General features: G+C 35.5%; 24 protein-coding genes and 3 pseudogenes. 13 read left to right on the plus strand and 14 right to left on the minus strand.

Features of this window, described 5'->3' with window-relative positions; all coding sequences use genetic code 11:
• Positions 1 to 32: 32 nt before the first annotated feature.
• The 4 genes and pseudogenes from FH036_RS22085 to FH036_RS22100 form a co-directional block, all read left to right on the plus strand.
• Positions 33 to 1,268, plus strand: a complete 1,236-nt coding sequence (locus tag FH036_RS22085) for a hypothetical protein (protein ID WP_138320837.1) — start codon at positions 33 to 35, stop codon at positions 1,266 to 1,268.
• Positions 1,269 to 1,281: 13 nt separating this feature from the next.
• On the plus strand, positions 1,282 to 1,581 hold the full coding sequence (locus FH036_RS22090; RefSeq protein WP_138320835.1) for a hypothetical protein: 300 nt from the start codon (positions 1,282 to 1,284) through the stop codon (positions 1,579 to 1,581).
• 28 nt (positions 1,582 to 1,609) lie between these two features.
• Positions 1,610 to 1,798: a hypothetical protein gene (locus tag FH036_RS27490; protein ID WP_138320833.1), complete on the plus strand. Its 189-nt coding sequence runs from the start codon at positions 1,610 to 1,612 to the stop codon at positions 1,796 to 1,798.
• A 281-nt stretch (positions 1,799 to 2,079) separates the two neighbouring features.
• A pseudogene (locus FH036_RS22100) lies at positions 2,080 to 2,220 on the plus strand (IS3 family transposase); the annotation flags it as partial.
• Positions 2,221 to 2,478: 258 nt separating this feature from the next.
• On the opposite strand, the gene phnA reads toward FH036_RS22100, so the two are convergent.
• From phnA to FH036_RS22130, 5 genes and pseudogenes are all read right to left on the minus strand, one after another.
• Entirely contained in the window at positions 2,479 to 2,820 is a 342-nt protein-coding gene (phnA, locus tag FH036_RS22105; protein ID WP_098298480.1) for an alkylphosphonate utilization operon protein PhnA, read from the minus strand.
• A gap of 351 nt (positions 2,821 to 3,171) precedes the next feature.
• The gene (locus FH036_RS22115) at positions 3,172 to 4,527 is read right to left on the minus strand and encodes an RNA-guided endonuclease TnpB family protein (protein WP_138320831.1); all 1,356 of its coding nucleotides are present in this window, start codon (positions 4,525 to 4,527) and stop codon (positions 3,172 to 3,174) included.
• A 30-nt stretch (positions 4,528 to 4,557) separates the two neighbouring features.
• Positions 4,558 to 4,698 (minus strand): annotated as a pseudogene (locus tag FH036_RS27755) (transposase); the annotation flags it as partial.
• Between the two features lie 260 nt (positions 4,699 to 4,958).
• Entirely contained in the window at positions 4,959 to 5,756 is a 798-nt protein-coding gene (locus FH036_RS22125) for a DUF2628 domain-containing protein (RefSeq protein WP_138320829.1), read from the minus strand.
• 298 nt (positions 5,757 to 6,054) lie between these two features.
• Complete coding sequence (locus tag FH036_RS22130; protein ID WP_000714503.1) at positions 6,055 to 7,713, minus strand: outer membrane protein assembly factor BamB family protein; 1,659 nt, start codon at positions 7,711 to 7,713, stop codon at positions 6,055 to 6,057.
• A gap of 86 nt (positions 7,714 to 7,799) precedes the next feature.
• On the opposite strand from FH036_RS22130, the gene FH036_RS22135 reads away from it, so the two are divergent.
• Together FH036_RS22135 and FH036_RS27495 are read left to right on the plus strand one after the other, a co-directional pair.
• Positions 7,800 to 8,270: an SMI1/KNR4 family protein gene (locus FH036_RS22135; protein ID WP_002028779.1), complete on the plus strand. Its 471-nt coding sequence runs from the start codon at positions 7,800 to 7,802 to the stop codon at positions 8,268 to 8,270.
• Positions 8,257 to 8,895, plus strand: a pseudogene (locus FH036_RS27495) (DUF4304 domain-containing protein). Before FH036_RS22135 ends, FH036_RS27495 begins: the two are co-directional and overlap by 14 nt.
• Positions 8,896 to 8,944: 49 nt before the next feature.
• Here FH036_RS27495 and FH036_RS22145 read toward each other — a convergent pair.
• From FH036_RS22145 to FH036_RS22160, 4 genes are all read right to left on the minus strand, one after another.
• Positions 8,945 to 9,613: a hypothetical protein gene (locus FH036_RS22145; protein ID WP_001046063.1), complete on the minus strand. Its 669-nt coding sequence runs from the start codon at positions 9,611 to 9,613 to the stop codon at positions 8,945 to 8,947.
• 113 nt (positions 9,614 to 9,726) lie between these two features.
• A complete protein-coding gene (locus FH036_RS22150; protein ID WP_000379274.1) occupies positions 9,727 to 10,404 on the minus strand; it encodes a CPBP family intramembrane glutamic endopeptidase in 678 nt (225 codons plus the stop codon).
• A gap of 98 nt (positions 10,405 to 10,502) precedes the next feature.
• Entirely contained in the window at positions 10,503 to 11,297 is a 795-nt protein-coding gene (locus FH036_RS22155) for a nucleotidyltransferase domain-containing protein (protein ID WP_139896231.1), read from the minus strand.
• Between the two features lie 51 nt (positions 11,298 to 11,348).
• Entirely contained in the window at positions 11,349 to 11,657 is a 309-nt protein-coding gene (locus FH036_RS22160) for a DUF1462 family protein (protein WP_000248594.1), read from the minus strand.
• Positions 11,658 to 11,863: 206 nt separating this feature from the next.
• On the opposite strand from FH036_RS22160, the gene FH036_RS22165 reads away from it, so the two are divergent.
• Both FH036_RS22165 and FH036_RS22170 read left to right on the plus strand, forming a co-directional pair.
• On the plus strand, positions 11,864 to 12,100 hold the full coding sequence (locus tag FH036_RS22165) for a NifU family protein (RefSeq protein ID WP_000431159.1): 237 nt from the start codon (positions 11,864 to 11,866) through the stop codon (positions 12,098 to 12,100).
• Positions 12,101 to 12,531: 431 nt separating this feature from the next.
• Entirely contained in the window at positions 12,532 to 12,747 is a 216-nt protein-coding gene (locus FH036_RS22170; protein ID WP_001137787.1) for a hypothetical protein, read from the plus strand.
• A 61-nt stretch (positions 12,748 to 12,808) separates the two neighbouring features.
• Here the strand turns inward: FH036_RS22170 and yutH are convergent, their stop codons facing one another.
• Positions 12,809 to 13,810, minus strand: coding sequence for a spore coat putative kinase YutH (gene yutH / locus FH036_RS22175; RefSeq protein ID WP_000581272.1), 1,002 nt, complete (start codon positions 13,808 to 13,810; stop codon positions 12,809 to 12,811).
• A gap of 120 nt (positions 13,811 to 13,930) precedes the next feature.
• Between yutH and FH036_RS22180 the strand changes: the two genes are divergently transcribed.
• Positions 13,931 to 14,422, plus strand: a complete 492-nt coding sequence (locus FH036_RS22180) for a phosphatidylglycerophosphatase A family protein (RefSeq protein WP_000665103.1) — start codon at positions 13,931 to 13,933, stop codon at positions 14,420 to 14,422.
• A gap of 23 nt (positions 14,423 to 14,445) precedes the next feature.
• Here FH036_RS22180 and FH036_RS22185 read toward each other — a convergent pair whose 3' ends face one another.
• Positions 14,446 to 14,925, minus strand: a complete 480-nt coding sequence (locus FH036_RS22185; RefSeq protein WP_044791002.1) for a GNAT family N-acetyltransferase — start codon at positions 14,923 to 14,925, stop codon at positions 14,446 to 14,448.
• Between the two features lie 610 nt (positions 14,926 to 15,535).
• Between FH036_RS22185 and FH036_RS22190 the strand changes: the two genes are divergently transcribed.
• Positions 15,536 to 16,117 (plus strand): NAD(P)H-dependent oxidoreductase, encoded by a 582-nt coding sequence (locus FH036_RS22190; RefSeq protein ID WP_000683455.1) that lies wholly within the window; start codon positions 15,536 to 15,538, stop codon positions 16,115 to 16,117.
• 223 nt (positions 16,118 to 16,340) lie between these two features.
• Here FH036_RS22190 and FH036_RS22195 read toward each other — a convergent pair whose 3' ends face one another.
• The 3 genes from FH036_RS22195 to FH036_RS22205 form a co-directional block, all read right to left on the minus strand.
• Positions 16,341 to 17,105 carry a TIGR01457 family HAD-type hydrolase gene (locus FH036_RS22195; RefSeq protein ID WP_000276467.1) on the minus strand — a complete coding sequence of 255 codons (765 nt, stop codon included), beginning with the start codon at positions 17,103 to 17,105 and terminating at the stop codon, positions 16,341 to 16,343.
• A 109-nt stretch (positions 17,106 to 17,214) separates the two neighbouring features.
• Entirely contained in the window at positions 17,215 to 17,847 is a 633-nt protein-coding gene (locus tag FH036_RS22200) for a helix-turn-helix transcriptional regulator (protein WP_000503352.1), read from the minus strand.
• A 71-nt stretch (positions 17,848 to 17,918) separates the two neighbouring features.
• Positions 17,919 to 18,359: a DUF86 domain-containing protein gene (locus tag FH036_RS22205; RefSeq protein ID WP_000274015.1), complete on the minus strand. Its 441-nt coding sequence runs from the start codon at positions 18,357 to 18,359 to the stop codon at positions 17,919 to 17,921.
• A 147-nt stretch (positions 18,360 to 18,506) separates the two neighbouring features.
• Between FH036_RS22205 and glpX the strand changes: the two genes are divergently transcribed.
• From glpX to FH036_RS22225, 3 genes are all read left to right on the plus strand, one after another.
• A complete protein-coding gene (glpX, locus tag FH036_RS22210) occupies positions 18,507 to 19,478 on the plus strand; it encodes a class II fructose-bisphosphatase (RefSeq protein WP_000439090.1) in 972 nt (323 codons plus the stop codon).
• Positions 19,479 to 19,495: 17 nt separating this feature from the next.
• Complete coding sequence (locus tag FH036_RS22215; protein ID WP_000392606.1) at positions 19,496 to 19,762, plus strand: DUF3055 domain-containing protein; 267 nt, start codon at positions 19,496 to 19,498, stop codon at positions 19,760 to 19,762.
• A 372-nt stretch (positions 19,763 to 20,134) separates the two neighbouring features.
• Entirely contained in the window at positions 20,135 to 20,632 is a 498-nt protein-coding gene (locus FH036_RS22225) for a cytoplasmic protein (RefSeq protein ID WP_139896232.1), read from the plus strand.
• The last annotated feature ends 16 nt before the right edge of the window (positions 20,633 to 20,648 follow it).

Here is a 20,648-nt window from a genome sequence, read left to right on the forward strand (position 1 = left end):
ATACTATAAATTATTTTTAAGGAGATGGAAATATGAGGAGTTCAGTTAGTGATGAAGCTCTTTCGAATTTATCAGGTAAAAGTTATAAAGATGCAGAACTTGCTAAAATAAAAGTTGGGGATCATCAAGAAACTTGGGAACGTATTGAAATACCTAATTCTGTACCATTACATAATCCTGTAAATAGTTTTGATGCAACTATTTATAAAAATGATGAAACGAAACAAATTGTTATTGCCTTTCGTGGTTCTTGGGAACCGCGTGACTTTTATGACGCGGATTTATATGATGTTATGGGTAATCGTTTCAGAAAGAATCAAGATAGTTTAGATAACTTAAACAAAATGGATACTTCATCCCTTCCTTTAACTGAGCAATTTAATTTTGCTATGGCGAAAGAAAGAAAGCAAAAGATAGTTGCAGAAAGTCAATTTACTAATGCAGATGATTTAACTAAAGAGGTCAAGAATTATATAAATAATCCTGACAATGGCTTGAAGGGTTATAGTCTCACGTTAACAGGTCATTCTCTAGGCGGTGGTTTAGGTGAATATGCAGGAGTTATGAACAATGTGCCAGTTGTAAGTTTTGAAGCACCCAATGTAATTGATGGATTACCTGAAGATAAAAAAGAAAAAGCATTAAAAGGAGAATACAAAGATCTAGTTACGACTTATGGAAATCCGAATGATACAGTGTTTACAGGATTTAAAGGGAATGATAATACACAAAGAGGTCGTATAGGTCATATGTATTATACAGATAAGCCGAATGCAAAAAATAATAATTTAATTCATGATATAAGCCCGTTTAATCCAATTTTATCTAGTTTAATAACAAGTTATAATGTTTCACGTTTTTTTATGGCGTTTAAGGGACCAAAATATCATTCTATGGATAATTTTTCTTATGATAAATATGGTTTATTCAATATGCCAAATATGTATGATGGGGAAACTGGTCAAAGGGTTCTATCTTCTCCTCGCGCTGGTGAAATAACAATTCGTTTATCAGTGGAAGAGGTAAAACAAATTGCTAAAGAGTTAAAAAGAGAAATTGATGACATTAATCAAAAGTTAGTACAAGCGAGTAACAAAATTATTAATATTTTACAGCAATCACCAGCTAGCGTAGAAGGGAATTTAATTAATACAGTTACATATGGCGTATACGGATTCCAAAGGGGGTATATGGAGCGTATTCGTTCAGAAGCCGATTTTATTGAACAACGCGCAGATAACTTTAAAAATGTGGACGAACAAAATTAAGCGAGGGATTCTTGTGAAAAATTATGACGTTATTGCACATGCTGTCGATGTGATAGGCGCAAAAAATGATTTAGAATCATGTATTTTAGATTTGGAGAATCATAGAAAAAACGTGAACTCAATTAAAGTAGTATTGACACATAGCTGGGAAGGGAATACAGCAAAAGAAATTGAAAGAAGATTAAGTGAAGTGGATAAAGAACTAGTCTATAGAATTAATGAGTTTAGAAAAATACAAGATGATTTAGAGAGATATAGAAAAGCAATGGAAGCTTTCTCAAATCAATTTATGATGATGGGACCAAAATATTAGATTAGTTAAGTGGAGAACAATTCTTATTATGTTCATAGGGTTTGAGTGGTTACCGAAAAGATGGAGAGAAAGAAAAATCGTAGAAAAGTTTCTGCAAGCAAAATTTGTTGATGCAGGAAAAGGGATATTAATTACTACTTATGCTATGGATCTGTACGTTATATCTATTCCTTTGATGGAGGATACATATATCTTTAGTAACATAATGAGGCACTGACGGCAAAACGCGGATTTTATTCGCTACGAAATTCATAAAAATTTCAAATGAATCTTAGCATCTTAAATAATCTTAAAAACCTTAATAAAAGATACAAAAAAAAGTGATAAGGAGGGTGGATTATACATTTTCGGGAAAAAGTTCAATATTATTGGCAACAATTTCAGGCTTTTTAATGAATATTGTTACTGGATTTTTATTTCTTTTGGCAATTATATTTAATTTTTCAGATGCAAATTTAGGACAAAAATTGTTTATTTAGGGTATGGCTATAATTGTTGGACAATGCTCCCCAAGAGTCATTCTTTAGTTATTTGAAAGATGAAGTGGATTATCAATCAGTTAAAGCATTGAAAGAACTAAAGACAAAAATAGATCATTATATAGTTTACTATAATAATTATCGATATCAGTGGAACTAAAAAAAGATGATTCCTATTCAATATGAGGCCACTGAAAAAGTGGTTGCTTTGAAAAAATAACACATATTTCATCAATATGTTGAAATTAAAAAGGATCCCGTCATCTGTATATAGTAGGTGATGGGATCCTTTTTCTTATGAAGTGGAGTTTTTCAGTGCCCTCATTCAATATAGGAATCATCTTCTAATTGCTTAATCTCTTTTTTATTGTGTCCTTACCATAGGTACCAGTTTAATACGCCTTATCCTTTTATTCACTTACGCCTTCTTAACGAATTGTGATTTTAACTTCATAGCTCCGAAACCGTCGATTTTGCAATCAATATCGTGATCGCCATCAACTAGACGGATACTCTTTACTTTCGTACCGATCTTCACAACTGAAGAAGTTCCTTTTACTTTTAAATCTTTAATGACAGTAACAGCATCGCCGTCTTGAAGAACGTTTCCGTTCGCATCTTTTACAACTTTTGTACCATCATTATTTTCAGCTTCTGCTTCTTGGCCCCACTCATGAGCACATTCTGGACATACGAAAAGAACGCCATCCTCATACGTATATTCCGAATTACATTTTGGACAATTTGGTAAAGTAGCCATAAATTCATTTCCTCCGTTCATTATTTATACGTAAAAATCAAAATTGATGTTTACATCTCGATAAGTCAACTACCCCCACTGAGATGAAACGCTTCAGTGGGAGCTTGAGTTCGAACGCTAGGTCTTTTCGTCTATCGCTAAACAGTTGACGCTCTAGCATTCATGCCACCTTATGGTAACACCCCAAGTATATTTTTGGTTGGTACTGACAACGAACGATTGTTTTCCCACTTGCACCACCCTTTCGAAAAAGAGCAGTTCTCCCTTGTGGAAGAAGCCACCACTCAAATGAATCTGGCGTGTGCTACAAGCCCCGACAAGTCGAGTACACATGGATGGTTGACGCACCCACTAAGCTATGCGCGAAGCAACAGCCTTACGTTTTTGCACTTCTAATAGAATTGGTGTTTTCACTTTCAGACTTTCATCCAATTCTACAACTCTTGATTTTTGCAATGTATTCAGCGCACCATTAATATCAGCATGGATACATGTTCCTAATTTACTTTGGTACAGACCACGAGTGATTCGTTTGCCGCTAAAGCGATAATGCGTCCTATCATCCTTAGACCAAACTGGAACCGGATCTTTATCCAGAAAACTAGCTTTTGAAGTATAGCTTTCTTCTTGTTTGAAAAATCGTATCCCTTCTTTTATACATTTATTCTCAATTGCTGAAAGCAGTTTATGAAACGGGATTTGAACAAACTTTTGATTATTCTTTTCCCCCATATCAGATTTTTGTTTCCAACCAACATTATATCCTACTACAACCGTATCTATGTTACATGCTTTCACTTTTTTAAATAACAGGCCTACAGTTTGTGAAATATAACCGTTTATTTGTCGTTCTCGTTTATGCCAAAGTGCGGCCATTTTATTCGTTACAATACGTTTTGAAATTCCGTTTTCCATATTTTTCAGCCCTAGATTACGTATCATTTTATTGAAGTACTGATTAATAGATTTTAATTTTTTTCCATCAATTAAGAATGTATCACCTGTATTTGTTGCGCAACTTACTAATCTATCTACACCTAAATCGCAACTCAAAGCGTTATTCGTAGTCGTGGGTTGTTTCTTCATTTGAGAAACATACATTTCATATGTGTAATGCACCTCAAAGAACCGACCTTTTTGCTTCGGTACAATCTCGATGTAAGAGATTTTTTTATTTCTTACATTTTTAGGCATACGTATTTTAATGGAACCGAATTTTTTTCTGAATGCAGCATTCATCGGAATCATCCAATACCCATTCTCATCTACTTTTGAAACTTGATAGATTTCAATGATTCGTTTGTCCGTTGAACGAGAATAATTCGGAAACTTAGGACGTCCTGTGAACTTCTCAGGATTTTTCTTCCATTGTTCCATTGCTTTAAAAAAGCTCTTCACTTCTGCATATAAGGCTCTACGAATCGTTTGAACAGAGTTGGATTGCATGCCCCAGTAATTCGAATCGGCTTGCATAGCAGTGTCCACTTCTTTTACAGTAGCTATCTTGTTATGATTCAAGTAACTTTGTTTAACGGTATACAATCCAACATTTCGCAACGCTTTTGAACTATGCGACATGCGCTGAAGTAAGCGAAATTCTTTTGCAGTCAAGCAAGCTCGCCCGAGATTTTGTTTTTGCGTGAATCGTTGCATGTTTTCTCTTTTCTTTTGTTTACGTAATACTTTCACGGCTTTCTTTCTAGCCATTGTTTTCACCACCTTTCTTAGAGAGTTCATTAATTTTTTTCTAAAATCGTATTTTATCTTAGGAAATCTCGTTTCACGAAACAAGAACTAACACTTTTGTAACTGTTAATTACTTTTGGCAAATCAATATTGGGAACGAAACAAAATGTGAACATAGTCTTCATCGCAATTCCTATTGGCTCAAATAACAAAATGATTATGATTATCCAATTTCGGTGTCTTACGATCTATTCCCTCCTTACCTAAAGGCAGATTGTATCATAAGACAAAAAGAAACAAAAGTGTTTGATCTACCTTATGACGGCAATTCATCTCCACCTGAATTGTTGGGTTTCACCCGTAACACAAATCAGATGGAGTCTTCTTGCCAAAAAGGATAAAAAAAGAAGAATCCTTACAAGATTCCCCTTTTCAAAATGAACGAGTTCTCACTAGAACCCCCAACTATTTTCTTCAATATAAAATTGATACTCTTCTAACTCTTCTTCACTTAACTTCTTATTATTTTCATATACTTCTTGCCACTCGAAATAATCTTCATCGAAATAAACAGCAAATTTTATTTTCACGTTTTTCTTTTCTGTATAATCATATCCAGTAAATTCTACTACATCATAATCTTTTTCTTTCTTCACAAACTTCCAAGTTGGATTATCCGTCATAATCTCTAAAGTAAATCCTTCATCACTTGAACGAACAACGTTTTTTATATTTGGTTCAGTTGGTAAAAAGGAGAGTCCGAACGTAGCTCCGCCAAATACTAACCCAACTATAATGTGTAAACCAACCATGCCAGCAAAACTAGCGCCACCCTTTGATTGTAAGTAATATGCCTTCTCATGATCAGGCATATTTTCTCCCTTATGTAAAATACGAACAGCATGCTTATAATATAAACGATTTCCTTGCCATCCAGTAAATATCATTATTCCTAATTGAAGAACTAAACTAATTGATAAAAAAATCCCATCTGGAATGTCTATAAAAGGAGGGATCAGTATACTAGGAACCGATAATAACATAAGTATACTAAACAACTTATACATTTTACGATAAGCTAACCAAAAGGGAGGGAAGAAAAAGGCTACCCAATTCCACGTATTTCCTTGCGCTGGATTTTCTACTTTGCCCCACTTAAAATCATAATACGCCGTATTCTTTTGAACGACTGTATGTAACTGTTGCAGAGAAATTGTTTCTTGTAAAACCGTGTCCTTCACGTACATCATCCTTTTCTTATTTCTACATACGTGTATTTTATAGAAATAAAAAGAAGGATTCTAACAAAAAGTACATATATTTCATAAAAATGAACAGAAATCGAATATATTCCGACAATTACCCGTTTATTATTCCATTTTACTTTTAAATATATTAGAATACTTATGAATGATATCTTTAATACACTAAGTTAATTATTTTATATATTCACTAAAAAGGATGCATCAAAATCATTTTATACATCTTTTTTAGTGAATATATACTACTATTTTAAAACAAACATCTCGATTTAAGAGAACTCACAAATTAGCTTTCTACTATTTCAAACATATTTCCACTTACGCAACTAATGAATAATGCATTATTAACTTCCTCAATTGATACAATAAAATCTATTGCTACAACATTTTTAGGCAGTTTAATTATATCTTTTACCTCGCCACATGCAGCATCAAGTATTATCAATTCTAAATTTGAAGTTGCAATATAAATTTCTCGATCTTTATATAACAGAACCTCTGTAATATCATGTAGAGTCGTATTGTTCCAAATCATTTTACCTGTTTGAATATTAATACCACAAATTCTTCCTTCTCCTAAGGACAATACCATCATCTCTCCGATAAGAAACGGAGGCAATTCAATTTCAAAAGGCATATTTACTTCATATAACTTTTGAGCGCTCTTATGGTCATAACATTGTATTTGTTTACTTACCTCTTCATAATCATACTCAGTTCTTGTTAATAATATTTTTGATTCCTGTGATGCAATGTAAGAGTACTGTACCTCATCAAAGGCTTTTTCAAAAATTAAGTTACACCCTTCTTTTCCATATCCCCACTTTTGTAATAAATCTATTGCTACACATATAAAATGTTCATTAGTTAAAGTAACTGGTTCATTTGGATTACAATCTTCCATCATTTGTTTCCATCGTGTAGAAGCATCTAATAATTGAATGGCAATTGCAACGTTACTATATGCATCAACTTCCGCATCTTCATCCAAAGGATTTCCTGCTAACACATAGTAATCTGAGCCAAAATGGCACTGCAACTTCTCTCCTCCAACTCGGACATTCTTTTCCCATACTTTCACTCCACTTTCAAGCTCTAATAAAACATTGTAGCCTTCCTGTGTAATAACTAATAAACGTGGTAATTCTTCCCTCGTAGTTTTTACATCTTGTATAATATGCCCTTCTATTTCTAAATTCCATAGAAACTCCCCAGAACTTGATGAAATAGCGTACAATTTCGCAATATTTTCTCCAAATCTATTCGCATGCCAAATAATTGTGACATCATTCACAGTTATGCAATTACAATCTTCTACTAGTGGAAGATGACACTGCCAAACCTCTTCTTTCGTTTCACTATCGAGTTTACGAATTTCGTGGTTGTTTTCCTCCACATAAAAGATACTCTTCTCATTATGAGATAGTACCGGAGTAAATATCGGTTCAACCTCTACCCCCTTTAAATAATTCCAGTTTAATTCATACTTACCACTTGTAGAATGATATGTTCGGTACATAATTGCGTTATTTCTATTTACAAGTTCAGAAAGAAATGGCTCAATTTCTAAAATTCTATGATACGCATCTTTTATTCGGAAAGAATCAACTCCACTTATGTAAATCTGCTCTATCTCCTTTTTAAGAAACGAAAAGATTACTCGTAAAAATTGCTCGCTATCAACACTAGCTAACTTTTTTCCTCTCTGATTAATAATGAGAAAGTCCCCATCCTTCTTCTTAAACTCTACCTTTTTTTCATATCCATCTAAAAAAATCACAGCACCATCATCTTTAAAACATTCACCCCATGCGTCAAACAACTGACAAATCGGGTCGATTATGTCTGTTTTTTCTTGCAACACAATTCTCTCATCTATACTAATTACTATTTCTCCGGCATTTTCTGTCGGCAGTTTATTTAGTTCGACTTGAAACTTTTTCATTATTTCCTCCCTCTATTGCTCGTTATTCAAACTAACTATAATATATGACATAAGATTCTTAAAACTATTATTTGAGGTGATCCAATATGAAGACTACAATTTGGACAGAAGATGATTATTTAAAACTAGCACCCATTAACGACGAACTAATCAAAAAAGCAGAAGAAGTACTGAACGTAAAGCTTCCGGAATCATACATAAACCTTCTAAAAGAACAAAATGGAGGAACACTGCGCCTTGATGCTCACCCTACTTCAGAGCCAAATTCTTGGGCAGACGATCACGTTAATGTTTCTGGCTTATATGGCATTTCTTTTGATGAAAATGAATCTAGTATTTTAGAGAGTCATTATTTCATTCAGGAATGGGAAATGCCTGAGAATCTCGTACTTTTATCAGGGGACGGGCATACGTGGATTGCATTAGACTATCGAAATGTAGCTGAAAATCCTCCAGTTATATTTATTGATAATGAAGTTGAGCAAATAATTGAATTAGCACCTAACTTTGAAAGTTTCTTACAAAACTTAACTACATATGAATATGACGAAGAGTAAGCCTTATTCTAAAGAGGAGAAAAATTTCATTACAAATTTGCACGTTGCTTTAAAACCACTTGGATTTAAGAAAAAAAGACATACATTTTGCAAAGCTGAAAACGGATTTTATAAGCTCATTAACATACAAAAAAGCCAGTTTGAAGATAGTTTTTATGTAAACATCGGAGTTCACCCGATCGGTCTCCCGCAGCTTATTACAGACCAGTTACAAATACAAGAAAACATTTCAATATTCGATTGCATTCTACAAACGAGAATAGAACCTATACATATGAAACAGAACCAATTATTGCATAATGTTTCACATGAAACTATCGACATTCCGAATTACCTTTCTACTATTTTCGACTGGTTTCATGTGTAGGCGTCTTATGAAAATTTAATAAAAACAAATATATACGCTATTACTCCGGTACTAGCTGTCGTTCCAATATTACAAGAAAAAGCATTTCTGCTTCTTACTTGTTTCTCTTTCTATAGCTTAAAACAGTACGAACAAGCTAATCGCTACTTACAGCAATATTTGCATTGTGCTGTACATCTTAATACCGAGGAAAAAGAGCAAGTATTCTTTCGTGAAGTTGATATGTATATGAAAAAACTAGTGGGAAGCAAAATATAATTTCACATTTTGCTTCCCACTAGTCCTTTATCACACCTTTTATATCCTCCTACAACGCCCAAGTAATATTCATCTCTTCAAATGAATCCTTACATACTTCCAATCCTTCACTATCATCCGTTCCGATCATCGCTACTTCTTCTTTAGACAACATCATTTCCTCGTTTGGATTTTTAATTTTTCTCTCATACACGATTTGTAAAAGCTCTATTTGTTCCTCTGTTAGCTCATACTCTTCTTCCAATCTTTCCATCGCTGATTCCTTATCAAGTAATGGAATTTCTAATAAGAATCCGCCGTGCTCTTCCATCTCTTCAAATGAATCAATTGAATACGCACCGCTATCCTCAATCCAAAATGCAGTTGTAATAAAAGGAACTGTTTCACCTTCTACTTCTTCTAATACATATTGAAGTGCTTCTTCTTTCGCAATATCTATTACTTCCGAAGGTGCCTCTTCAAAATAATTTTTCGCATCAATCCACTCATCAATTCTTTCACTATTCACATCTTGAAGACATACGATCGTATAATCCGGATGAAACGTAATTGTCCCTCTTCCGCCTTGACTATCTTGCATACTATAGTTACATCCATCCCATGAACTTTCATGTGAGAGATCAGGATCATGTGCTACAAAAATTGCATTTGCAATCGAATTTAAGATGCAGCCTTTCCATAATTGTTCTCTATCTATATGTAATTTATATTTATTCATCGTCTTCCTCCACACACATATTTTTTCTATTATCTTTCCTCTACATAATACTTGTAAAGCCTTTCCCACCTACTACAAAATACGAAAGACGCCCTTTCAAAAAGGCGTCTTTTTTACAGTTGAAAATTTACTAATAAATAAAATGCATTGTTTAATACATGAATTCCAATTGGAACGAGTAAATTGTTTGTTTTCTTATAGGTGTAGGCTAAACTTATGCCTATACCAAAAATATATAAAATACTCCCTACTGTAAGGGGATGCCCTAAAGTAAATATGAAAGCACTTATAACGGCACTACTAAGTGTAGAGAAGCGCTGAGATAATTTCATAAAAAACATACCTCGGAATACAAGCTCTTCCCAAATCGGCGCAAAAATCGTGAGTACAACTACATATAAAATGATTTCATTTTTAGTAGGCTCTATTACTATATTAGATTCCTCCACACGAAGCCCATGTGGTAAAACTAAATTTAATACCGCAAGATATATAAGCAGTACGATCATCGTCATTATTATTGTTACATAATGTTTTAAGTTATTGAATTGTATTGATTTTAGTAAATGCACACAGTAATTTCTTGCCGGTGCATACATTACAATAATCATACAAAACGTGAAGGGTGAAATGAGATGATCTACATACCACGGATATAATGAGGAGTCATATAAAAAGTTCAAATAACCAATTCCATACATGATCCCAAAAATAATTACTATCATGCTGATTACTTCTAACATACTCATTTGCACATTCTTTTCTTTATATGTAACTAATTCCGTGTCCACTATATCCCCTCCAGTATAATTAAACCTTTTCAACCATTATATACCAAATTAAACGTAAAAAAAGACAATACATTCAACTGTATCGTCCATTTTCTTCCCTACCATTTCTCTCTACACGTCTCAATTAAGTGCAGCAAATACCTCTTCGTCATATCTGCCCTTCTCCACCTTGAGAGCATTCGCTTTTCTTTTGGATTCTGCCGTATTCTTGCTACTTCTTTTAATAAAATCTCCCATTCTTCCCCTGAACGTTCTGACAAGTATTGCAATCCTCTATCTTTTGAAACGATTGTTTTATGATCTAGAGTATATAAAATGCGGCCCATCGTAACGACAGCTGATTCTACCCACTCTTCTATAAAAAATAAATATGGCTGCTTCGCTTTTTCACTCCAGTATCGTTCTACGTTGTATTTCATCGTATTGACTACATCATCCCACCCTATTTGAAACGAAAGGTCTTCCGCTTCTTTCCCGGTAACTGTAATACCTTGATTTTTCAATGTCCACCATGTGACTGCATTAATATCCCAATGACCTACATTCGCTTTACCATCTGCACAATACACGTACTCATTCATTTCATCATTGTATTTCCCTAAATCAACAAGCGGAATATACATGCCATCCATTCTTTTACCTAACGTACTATTACTAAGTTTCTTATGAAGTTCTACAAGTTGCTGTTTTTCAGCTTCATTCACGGGATCACTTATTACCGTGACAAAATCAACATCGCTCGTTTCTGCATGAAATGCACCGAGTGCGATGGATCCGTAAATATATACGCCAACTATTTTTTCATCTAAAAAAATTTCTTTTAACCCTATTATGTATCGCTCCATCAACCGCTCTACTTCTTTTGGTAACGCATGCTTTACTACATTCTCCACATCTATCCCTCCAATAAAAAAGCCTTTGCAAATTCGCAAAGACTTCCTGCTTTATAAATATTTCTCGATTTCTTCGTAAACATCCTTCAAACGAGGATTTCCTTCTCCAACAATTTCTCCATTTACAAGAACGACCGGATAAAATAAATCTTCCTCCACTACGCGCTCTGCGAATGCTTTTTTCTCTTCATCTTCTTGTTCTTCTTGAAAATCAATATACTCGAAATTAAATTTATTTTCTTGTCCTTCATATTTACGACCAATCGCCGCCTGTAACCACTCAAACGTTTCTGTTGAAGATGGCATTCCAACGCAGCTCGCACAAATTACTTTCGTCCCATACACTTGCACATTAACCATTTCTTCTCCCCCACTTCTTGTTCTGACAGTATATTCAGATACCTTATTACATAAGCACATCATTTTACAAACTTATTCCATACCCCTATACTGAAAAAACACGTTGTAAACATGATAAAAAATTTCGGCAATAAAACAAGAACAGAAAAAATAGATTTTCCCCTCTATCTTGATTATAATAAAACTGATGAAAGGAGTCGATAAAAATGGAAAACCCACATATGCAAGAACAAGTACTAGAAGTATTAGATAAATTACGTCCATTCTTACTTCGCGATGGCGGAGACGTTGAGTTAGTAGACATTGAAGAAGGTATCGTAAAATTACGCCTTATGGGTGCATGCGGAAGCTGCCCAAGTTCTACAATCACACTAAAAGCTGGTATCGAGCGCGCGTTACTTGAAGAAGTACCAGGCGTTATCGAAGTAGAACAAGTATTTTAATTAAAAGCGGAAGCGGCTCGTTCAGAACAGGAGGTCATTGGAGCTCCTGACGAAGAGGCGCTTTTTGCCTCACAGGAAGGCGCGAAATGGCCGACTGTTCTAGCCGCTGGAGCTAGATATTATCTAAAAGCGGAAGCGGCTCGTTCAAAATGTGAGGGGGATGGAGCTTCTGACATAGAGGCGCTTTTTGCCTCGGCGGAAGAAGCGAAGCCACCGAACATTTTAGCCGCTAGAGCTAGATATTATCTAGCGGCTCGTTCAAAGCCACTTGCTAAAAGGAGACCAAATTTGGTCTCCTTTTTTTATACAAATCACATTTATCCGTTAACATCATAAAACAAAATTGGAAATCCTTCTCAAAAAATGCGATAATTGATACTATATAGTGAATCGTTCACACATATAAAGTAAAAAACATAGGGGGACGACACATGCCAAGAATGGGAAACACGTTTTTAACAATTCAAGAACTAGAAAAGAAAAAAGAATATTTATTAGATCTTTCATCTGTTATACCAACATGGAATGCGAGCTATCAATTTTTATTTAAAGAAATCCAGCAAGAATTATTAAGTAAAGTCAATGAAAAAATCGAACAACATCAATTCATTTTAAATATATGTGCAGATCAACAGGTAGGGGCATAATGTATTACATACAATTGTAGTATATAAAAAAGAGACCTCAATCGGTCTCTTTTTTATATTTTTAAGACAGCCAATCTAATTTTCTAATCCCAAGCTTATCAACTGGTAAACGGAGTGAGCCATAAAAATGCTTCATAAATTGCTCAGAGCGGTTCACATCGTGTAGAATGGCTTCTAAGCGATCTCTATATATGCTTTTTTGTTCTTCGTTTCCAGTTTGGTAATATCGTTCGACTGTTTCAAAATAGTGAAGTGGGAACAGCAGTCTTGCAAATAATAGGCGCCACCCAAATGAGGATAGCGAATAATTCCGTTCATAATCTGTAACAAATTGAACGATTGTTTGCTCCCAGTCTTTCTTTTTTTCAATCATCATATAGCGGATTAATTCTGCTATATCTCGAGTTGGGTGATCATACACCCAATCAAAAGGGAGTTTGAGACGCTTCGTTTGATGCCATAATAAAGGTGTGAATCGTTCTTGGCAAATTGTTGCTGCATCCGTTAGTTGCGGTGTGTCATCCATTTCTGTATCAACAACATATTGAATGGCATTTTCCGCAACTCCTAAGTAATACGGGAAGGATTCAATAAACAATTGATCGAATACGTCTGTAGGGTGGTTCATCACTTGTGACTGCCAAAACTTTTCTAACTGATCGAGCCTTTTTTCCCATAACGCTTTCCATTCGCCAATGCGGCTTAATTGCTCAATTTCTTCTGGAAAGAATGCACCTCGTTTATGGAATATAGAAAGCTCACTTCCTAATGACGTAGCATGTCGTTCTAACGCGCGCATACCTTTTAATAAGCAGTAATTTTGTTCTTCTATCTCACTTACATAGTAGCCGTGTATAGTCGGAACGAAAGTCGCTACAGTTATATCCCCTTGCTGGTTCATATAGTCACTGAGCTTTTTCATCTCTACAAGTACTTCTTCCTCCATTTCTCCAATTGGAACAAGTACATAAATTTTGTTGCGAATCCAAAAGCTTTTATAGGGGCCAAGGGGGATTAATTCTTTAACATGCATGTGATAATGCTCATAAATATGATGAATCATCGCAGTCGCCACCTATGGTTTTTCTTTATATATATGAGCTTGTGCTCGCCTTTCATTCCTATGCACAGGATAAAGCAACGAAACGTATACAAATACTAAAAAGAAAAAAAGGTGATAAACATGAAAGAATCAAATCAACTACAAGAAAGAGCATTACAACTATTACAAGAACGCGGTGTAACAATTGACGATATTGCTGAGCTTGTTCATTTTCTTCAAAAAAAATATCATCCAAATTTAGAGATGTCAGAATGCCGTTATAACGTTGAGCGTGTATTATCAAAACGTGAAGTACAAAACGCACTGATTACAGGTATCGAACTCGATGTTCTCGCTGAAAAAGGAATGTTAAGTGAGCCATTACAAGATATCGTAAAACGTGATGAAGGCTTATACGGAATTGATGAAGTGATCGCACTTTCTATCGTTAATGTGTACGGCTCTATCGGTTTCACAAACTTTGGATATATCGATAAATTAAAACCTGGTATTTTAGAATACTTAAATGATAAATCAACTGGAAAGGTGCATACATTCCTTGATGATATCGTTGGCGGAATCGCTGCCGCTGCTTCAAGCCGTTTAGCGCACAGAGCTGAGCATTCGGAATAATAAAATATGAAAGACCGTCAGTTTCATACTGACGGTCTTTCATATTCCATGAGCATAAATTCTCTTCCGCGACTCAAAAAAATAGGACCTTGCTGAAAACCTATGTTTTTATATAGCGTAATCGCTCTTGTATTAAATGTCGCTACGCTAAGTCGAAACGTTTTCGGCCTAAATTCTTTAACAGCAAAGGCTATGCCAGCTTGAAAAAACATTTTTCCCAGCCCTTTCCCCGTTAACGCTGGCTTCATGCCAAGTCCGATATCCATTACATCTTCTCCACCATATAAATGAATATCTCGTCCCCCTGGCACTTGTGCATTTTCTCCAAAACAAAAATAGCCGATAAACTCCCCATTATCGTCACAGCAGCCATAATACGTCCCATCTAATAATTCTTCTATTACTTCTTCCTCGCCTGAAAAGCTATATAAATTATAGTGTCCTTCGTACGTCCACGTATTTACCTCATTTGCTTCTTCTACCGTTAACTTATGTATATTCATCCTGCTCTCCCCTTATCAAATATTCTATATATAATCATTCATTTTTAAAGCCTCATTTCCCTCTAATTGAAATATGCACAATTGCATACGCACGCCCATAGAAGAAATGGTACAATTTACTCGAATCGCTGTTGCTACACTTCTTGATCAAAGAAAAGGCGTTAAAACGGATATTAACGCCTTATCAAACTCAAGCAATTGGCACATTTTGTCATCTTGAAAGACACTCGAAAGAGTGTCTTTTTTTCTATACCTGACAAGGACTTACTCATTTCAAAGTATAAACACATAAAATAATGTAACTCTTTACATGCATGAGTCCTTTTCTCAAAGTTTTGAAGTAGACTCAAAATAAAAAAGCACTCTTGGCTAGAGTGCTTTTTACTTTCAAATAAGGAGGTTCCATAGTATGGATAGTACTCTCGTATTTAACTTTGGCATTGGTATTGTTATTATTTTATTTGTTTTCTTTGTTCTTTGTATGAGCGGAGTGTAGAAAGACGATTTGAGGCGTCTTTTTATACATATGTATTACTTGACTTTCATAAAAGAAGTAACAATAATGGTTACAGATAAACCATTCACATATCCACAAATAGGAGGAAGAACAATGAAACATGTAATCGTTTATGCACACCCAAATACAGAAAGCTTCAACCATGCGATTTTAGAAACAGTAACAAGTGAATTAGAAGAAAAAGGTCATGAAGTACGCGTTCGCGATCTATACGAGTTAAACTTCAATCCAGTATTAGGCGCTTCCGATTTCATCTCATTTTCTCAAGGAAACACACCAGAAGATATTAAAGAAGAGCAAGAGCATATCTCTTGGGCTGACAGCATTACATTCATTTATCCAGTTTGGTGGGCGGGACTTCCTGCTATTTTAAAAGGATACGTTGACCGTGTATTTAGCCACGGCTTCGCTTATGCTTACGGTGAAAATGGTATTGAGAAGTTATTAAGTGGTAAAAAAGGCTTATTATTATCTACAATGGGAAATACGAAAGAGGCATACACAGCAGGCGGTATGTTTGAAGCAATGAAGAAGACAACAGATGTTGGTATCTTTGAATTTACAGGTATTGAAACAATTGAGCATACATTCTATACGAGTGTTCCTTCTGTGGATAATAGTGTGCGTAAACAATATCTTGAAGAGGTTAAAGATGTTGTGAATCGTGCATTCTAAATACAACGATATCAGCGATTTTTAAGATATATCAGCGCAACTCAGATTATATCAGCGATTTTTTAAATATATCAGCGCAACTCAGATTATATCGGCGATTTTCTAAATATATCGACTTACCGACAAAAATCGACACCATTCACAACTGAATATTAGCTCAAACTAATCGGGTGCCCGCAAATATCAAAAAAAGCTGCTCCAAAGTTTGGAACAGCTTTCTTCATTACATCTTCTCAATCCACTCCGTCAAGTTATGCACAACTTGCGTCGGTTGAACTTCGTATTCTGTTAACTTCTCCACAGTTGTTACTCCAGTGTGGACAAGAAGCGTATGCATACCAGCATTTATTCCTGCTAAAATGTCTGTATCGTAGTTATCCCCAACCATTAAGGCTTCATTCTTTTCTATACCAAGCACTTTTAAAGCTTGCTCCATAATGATTGATTCTGGTTTTCCGATAAAGATCGGATCCACACCTGTTGATACTGCTACAACTGATGTTAATGAACCGTTACCTGGTAATAATCCGCGCTCAGTCGGAATGGCAATATCTCCATTTGTAGAAATAAACGTTGCGCCGTTACGTACAGCAAGACAAGCTTTTGCTAATTTTTCATATGTGATGTCACGATCTAAACCAACAACAACGAAATCAGGATTTTCATCCACAAGTTCAAATCCTTTTTCCACAAGTGCATCATGTAAGCCTTCTTCACCAATCATATATACAGTTGCGTCTTGTTTACGTTCGTAAATGAAGTTTGCTGTTGCCATACTCGTTGTGAATACTTGCTCTGCTTTCGCTGGAATATCGAAACGAACAAGTTTCTCTGCCACTTGTTCTGGTTTACGAGTTGAGTTATTCGTAACGAATAAATATGGAATACCGCGCTCTCCTAACGCTTTGACGAAGTCGCTCGCTTCTTCAATTTGTTCTTCCCCGCGATACATTGTACCGTCTAAGTCAATTAAGTAACCTTTATACATCGATTATGTCTCTCCTTCTATGCTAACGTTCTCACCTTATCATACCACTCTTATATTACCCGCTTTTCCAAAAGAAAAAAACGCTTTACCTTAAAGCGCCCCATAACGTTCATTTTTTCTCTTTTATTTGGTAAGAACAACTACAATCGCCCTCGCACATGTTTGCTAGCGTTTTTACATCTGCGTTCGCAAATAAACGATTATACATCTCTTTTTCATCTTCACACACTTGCGGGAATCTCTCAGCGATTTCCTTTAACGGACAGTTTTGTTTTTCAATTACGAAAGAGTTCTCTCCGTCTCTCTTGATTTGAACCATATAACCATTTTTCTCTTGCATAGCTGCTATCTCTTGCACTTTATATGCTAAATTCTTTTGATTACTCACTCGCTTTTGCAACTGTTCTTCCATACGCTTCGTTCTCTCTTTTAAAACGTAACGAAGTATTTTTTCATCGCCCATTCGAGCTAAATCTTCTAGCATATCAATCGCAAATTGCTTATACTCTTTCGGAAATGTATCTTCTCCCTTTTCGCTTAATCCATACAAATAAGTTGGTCTTCCGACATGTTGCCTTACCATCTTGGAATAGATGAAACCATCTTTCTCAAGATTACTTAAATGTCTTCGAATTGCCATTTCTGTAATCTCTAAAATTTCAGCTAGTTCCGCTACGGTGTGCTCTCCCTTTACTTTCAACAACTGCACAATTTCATCTTTCGTCGTACGTGCTTCCCCCATGCTTCACCCTTCTCCCTCACATACAATATAAGACCCCCAAAAGGCATTCTCTGGGGATCTTATAAGCATAATTATTCTGGTACAAATGCAGATACAGGTCCTAATTCCTTCTCTAAATAACTGCGAATATTTGCTGGGTATTTCTCTACCACTGCAATATGTTTTTGAATCGTCTTATATAATTCATCATGATTCATTTGAATATAATCTTGCGTAAGCATTTTTCGAAGAAGGATAATTTCTTTCATCCCTTGTCCATCTTCTGTACTTATCACTCGCTCGTCCATTAAAATATCGATAATATCTTCATAACTTCCTGGATCGCGCATAATAAATCCATCAATCATCGCATTCCCCACATCTAATACAGAATCAATCATTAGATGAGCTATGCGTTCTAATGCGTAAAATTCAAACTCGGTTTCATATATCTTTTTCTCTTGAAATGTACTTGTTGCTCGTTCTAAACATACTAGCATTTGTTCTATTTTCTTTCTGTCTACAAAATACATGAATGTCACCTACCTGGAAATTAAAGCATTTACATTTTAATTGTAACGCTTTCTTCTGAAAAAATCGACAATTTTTCGAATTCACCTTTTCTCCGTTATTTGTTATAGTTATATTTGTATGATTTTTGAAATTGGAGGAATGGAACCTTGGAACGTGAACTCGCACTAGAAATTGTCCGTGTAACAGAAGCAGCAGCATTAGCATCCGCACAGTGGATGGGCCGCGGAAAGAAAAACGAAGCAGATGATGCAGCAACTACAGCAATGCGTGATATGTTCGATTCAGTAAACATGGCAGGTACAGTTGTAATTGGTGAAGGAGAACTTGATGAAGCACCGATGTTATATATTGGTGAAGAACTAGGAACAGGTAACGGTCCAGAAGTAGATATCGCCGTTGACCCATTAGAAGGTACAAACATCGTTGCAAAAGGTCTTGCAAATGCAATGGCAGTTATCGCAATCGCAGATAAAGGAAACCTTCTTCATGCTCCTGATATGTACATGGAAAAAATCGCGGTTGGTCCAAAAGCAGCTGGTAAAATTAGCTTAGATGATCCAATTGAAAAAACAATTGAAATTGTAGCGGAAGCTAACAATAAAAAGATTCGCGATCTAACAGTTATCGTTCAAGAACGTGAACGTCATCAAGATATTATTGATCGTGTTCGTGCAAAAGGTGCACGCGTAAAATTATTTGGTGACGGTGATGTTGGTGCGTCAATCGCAACAGCACTACCTGGAACTGGTATTGATTTATTCGTAGGTATTGGCGGAGCTCCAGAAGGCGTTATTTCTGCAGCAGCATTAAAATGCCTTGAAGGTGAAATGCAAGCTCGCTTAGTTCCAATGAACGAAGAAGAAGAAGCTCGTTGTCGTGAAATGGGATTAGAAGATCCTCGTCAACTTCTTATGTTAGACGATTTAGTATCTGGTGATGATGCAATCTTCTCAGCAACTGGCGTATCTGCTGGTGAGTTATTAGACGGCGTGAAATTCCTAGGCGGAGATTTAGCTGAAACATACTCTATCGTAATGCGTTACAAAACAAGAACAGTACGATTCATTAAAACGCATCACCATTTAGATCATAAGCCACACTTAAACTTAGATATTTAATAAAAGGAGCCATGTGTATGGAAGAACGTTTCTTTCTGTACGACGACACTGTCGCTACAAAAACTCGTTTCGTTAGCTTTATGGGAGAAAATGAGCGTCACGATTTAGCGCTACTATACTCCGATCGTCATTACGGTAAAACAATTGTCCTTGATATGCAGCGCAATAAATTTGCAATCATCGGCGCTGACGATTTAAACGAACCAGGCTACTTAGAGCACGCATTTTCTATGACTGAAGAAATTGCAGAAGAATTACGCTCATTTTTATTTGAACTTATATAATTTATCTTAGGCACCAGCTTTTTAGCTGGTGTTTTTTCGTTTTAAGTATTTTGAATTTTCAAATCTTTATGTTATAATGAAGAATAAATCTATTTGGATAGAAAGGACGTTATCTACGTATGCCAACATTTACTTTGTAATGGACCAGCAATTGGATAGCATTACTCTCAAAAAAGCACCACGCTTTTTCAAGGGAGTAGTCTGCCCATTCCCATTACAAAGGAGCGTAACGCATCTGTAGTATGATGTTTACGGAGGTTCCTCTTTTGGGAACCTCCTTTTATTTTTATCTATTTCTCCTGTCTTCATACTACAAGACATCCAAATAGCTGTATTACGTTCCTTTACCACTACTATAAGAGGTGAAGGAAAATGCAGAAAGTACAACTTTCTTGGAGTTTATATGAAAATGAGCAAAACACAATCGAAAAGTATTGTAAAAATTGCAGACGCACTACCCTATTTACCGACACAAATATTCGTAGGCATAACGCCAACGGAAAAAACATATATCGCTTTGCTATTTATAAATGTCCGAAAGATCATACGTGGAATCAAAAACTTCGGATTTATAAATCATTTACTGATCATGTGGAAACAATCGATATGGCGCAACAAGATCAAACAGAAACAACTACTACCATTTCCATTACACAGCATAAAGAAAGTGGCATAGCCGAAATCACGATTGTATTAGACCTCGTTTTCGGTTCCCACCGAATGGATAAAGCCTTATCCACATATATTTCCGACTGGAGCCGTACACTCATTGTGGATAAAATTAAAAACGGGGATATTCAATTGAACGGACAACAAATGAAACCAAATACAATACTTTCTGAAGGCGATTCTATTTCAATTTGTTTGTGAGCAAGTAAAAAAATCC

Source organism: Bacillus sp. CD3-5, from assembly GCF_006349665.1.
In the GTDB taxonomy this organism is placed as follows: Bacteria; Bacillota; Bacilli; order Bacillales; family Bacillaceae_G; genus Bacillus_A; species Bacillus_A paranthracis.

Bases quoted from the DNA above. Each gene is read 5' to 3' on its own strand.
- FH036_RS22085 (WP_138320837.1), top strand. From the start codon at position 33: ATGAGGAGTTCAGTTAGTGATGAAGCTCTTTCGAATTTATCAGGTAAA.
- FH036_RS27490 (WP_138320833.1), top strand. From the start codon at position 1,610: ATGTTCATAGGGTTTGAGTGGTTACCGAAAAGATGGAGAGAAAGAAAA.
- phnA (WP_098298480.1), bottom strand. From the start codon at position 2,820: ATGGCTACTTTACCAAATTGTCCAAAATGTAATTCGGAATATACGTAT.
- FH036_RS22115 (WP_138320831.1), bottom strand. From the start codon at position 4,527: ATGGCTAGAAAGAAAGCCGTGAAAGTATTACGTAAACAAAAGAAAAGA.
- FH036_RS22125 (WP_138320829.1), bottom strand. From the start codon at position 5,756: ATGATGTACGTGAAGGACACGGTTTTACAAGAAACAATTTCTCTGCAA.
- FH036_RS22130 (WP_000714503.1), bottom strand. From the start codon at position 7,713: ATGAAAAAGTTTCAAGTCGAACTAAATAAACTGCCGACAGAAAATGCC.
- FH036_RS22135 (WP_002028779.1), top strand. From the start codon at position 7,800: ATGAAGACTACAATTTGGACAGAAGATGATTATTTAAAACTAGCACCC.
- FH036_RS22145 (WP_001046063.1), bottom strand. From the start codon at position 9,613: ATGAATAAATATAAATTACATATAGATAGAGAACAATTATGGAAAGGC.
- FH036_RS22160 (WP_000248594.1), bottom strand. From the start codon at position 11,657: ATGGTTAATGTGCAAGTGTATGGGACGAAAGTAATTTGTGCGAGCTGC.
- FH036_RS22165 (WP_000431159.1), top strand. From the start codon at position 11,864: ATGGAAAACCCACATATGCAAGAACAAGTACTAGAAGTATTAGATAAA.
- FH036_RS22170 (WP_001137787.1), top strand. From the start codon at position 12,532: ATGCCAAGAATGGGAAACACGTTTTTAACAATTCAAGAACTAGAAAAG.
- yutH (WP_000581272.1), bottom strand. From the start codon at position 13,810: ATGATTCATCATATTTATGAGCATTATCACATGCATGTTAAAGAATTA.
- FH036_RS22180 (WP_000665103.1), top strand. From the start codon at position 13,931: ATGAAAGAATCAAATCAACTACAAGAAAGAGCATTACAACTATTACAA.
- FH036_RS22185 (WP_044791002.1), bottom strand. From the start codon at position 14,925: ATGAATATACATAAGTTAACGGTAGAAGAAGCAAATGAGGTAAATACG.
- FH036_RS22190 (WP_000683455.1), top strand. From the start codon at position 15,536: ATGAAACATGTAATCGTTTATGCACACCCAAATACAGAAAGCTTCAAC.
- FH036_RS22195 (WP_000276467.1), bottom strand. From the start codon at position 17,105: ATGTATAAAGGTTACTTAATTGACTTAGACGGTACAATGTATCGCGGG.
- FH036_RS22200 (WP_000503352.1), bottom strand. From the start codon at position 17,847: ATGGGGGAAGCACGTACGACGAAAGATGAAATTGTGCAGTTGTTGAAA.
- FH036_RS22205 (WP_000274015.1), bottom strand. From the start codon at position 18,359: ATGTATTTTGTAGACAGAAAGAAAATAGAACAAATGCTAGTATGTTTA.
- FH036_RS22215 (WP_000392606.1), top strand. From the start codon at position 19,496: ATGGAAGAACGTTTCTTTCTGTACGACGACACTGTCGCTACAAAAACT.
- FH036_RS22225 (WP_139896232.1), top strand. From the start codon at position 20,135: ATGCAGAAAGTACAACTTTCTTGGAGTTTATATGAAAATGAGCAAAAC.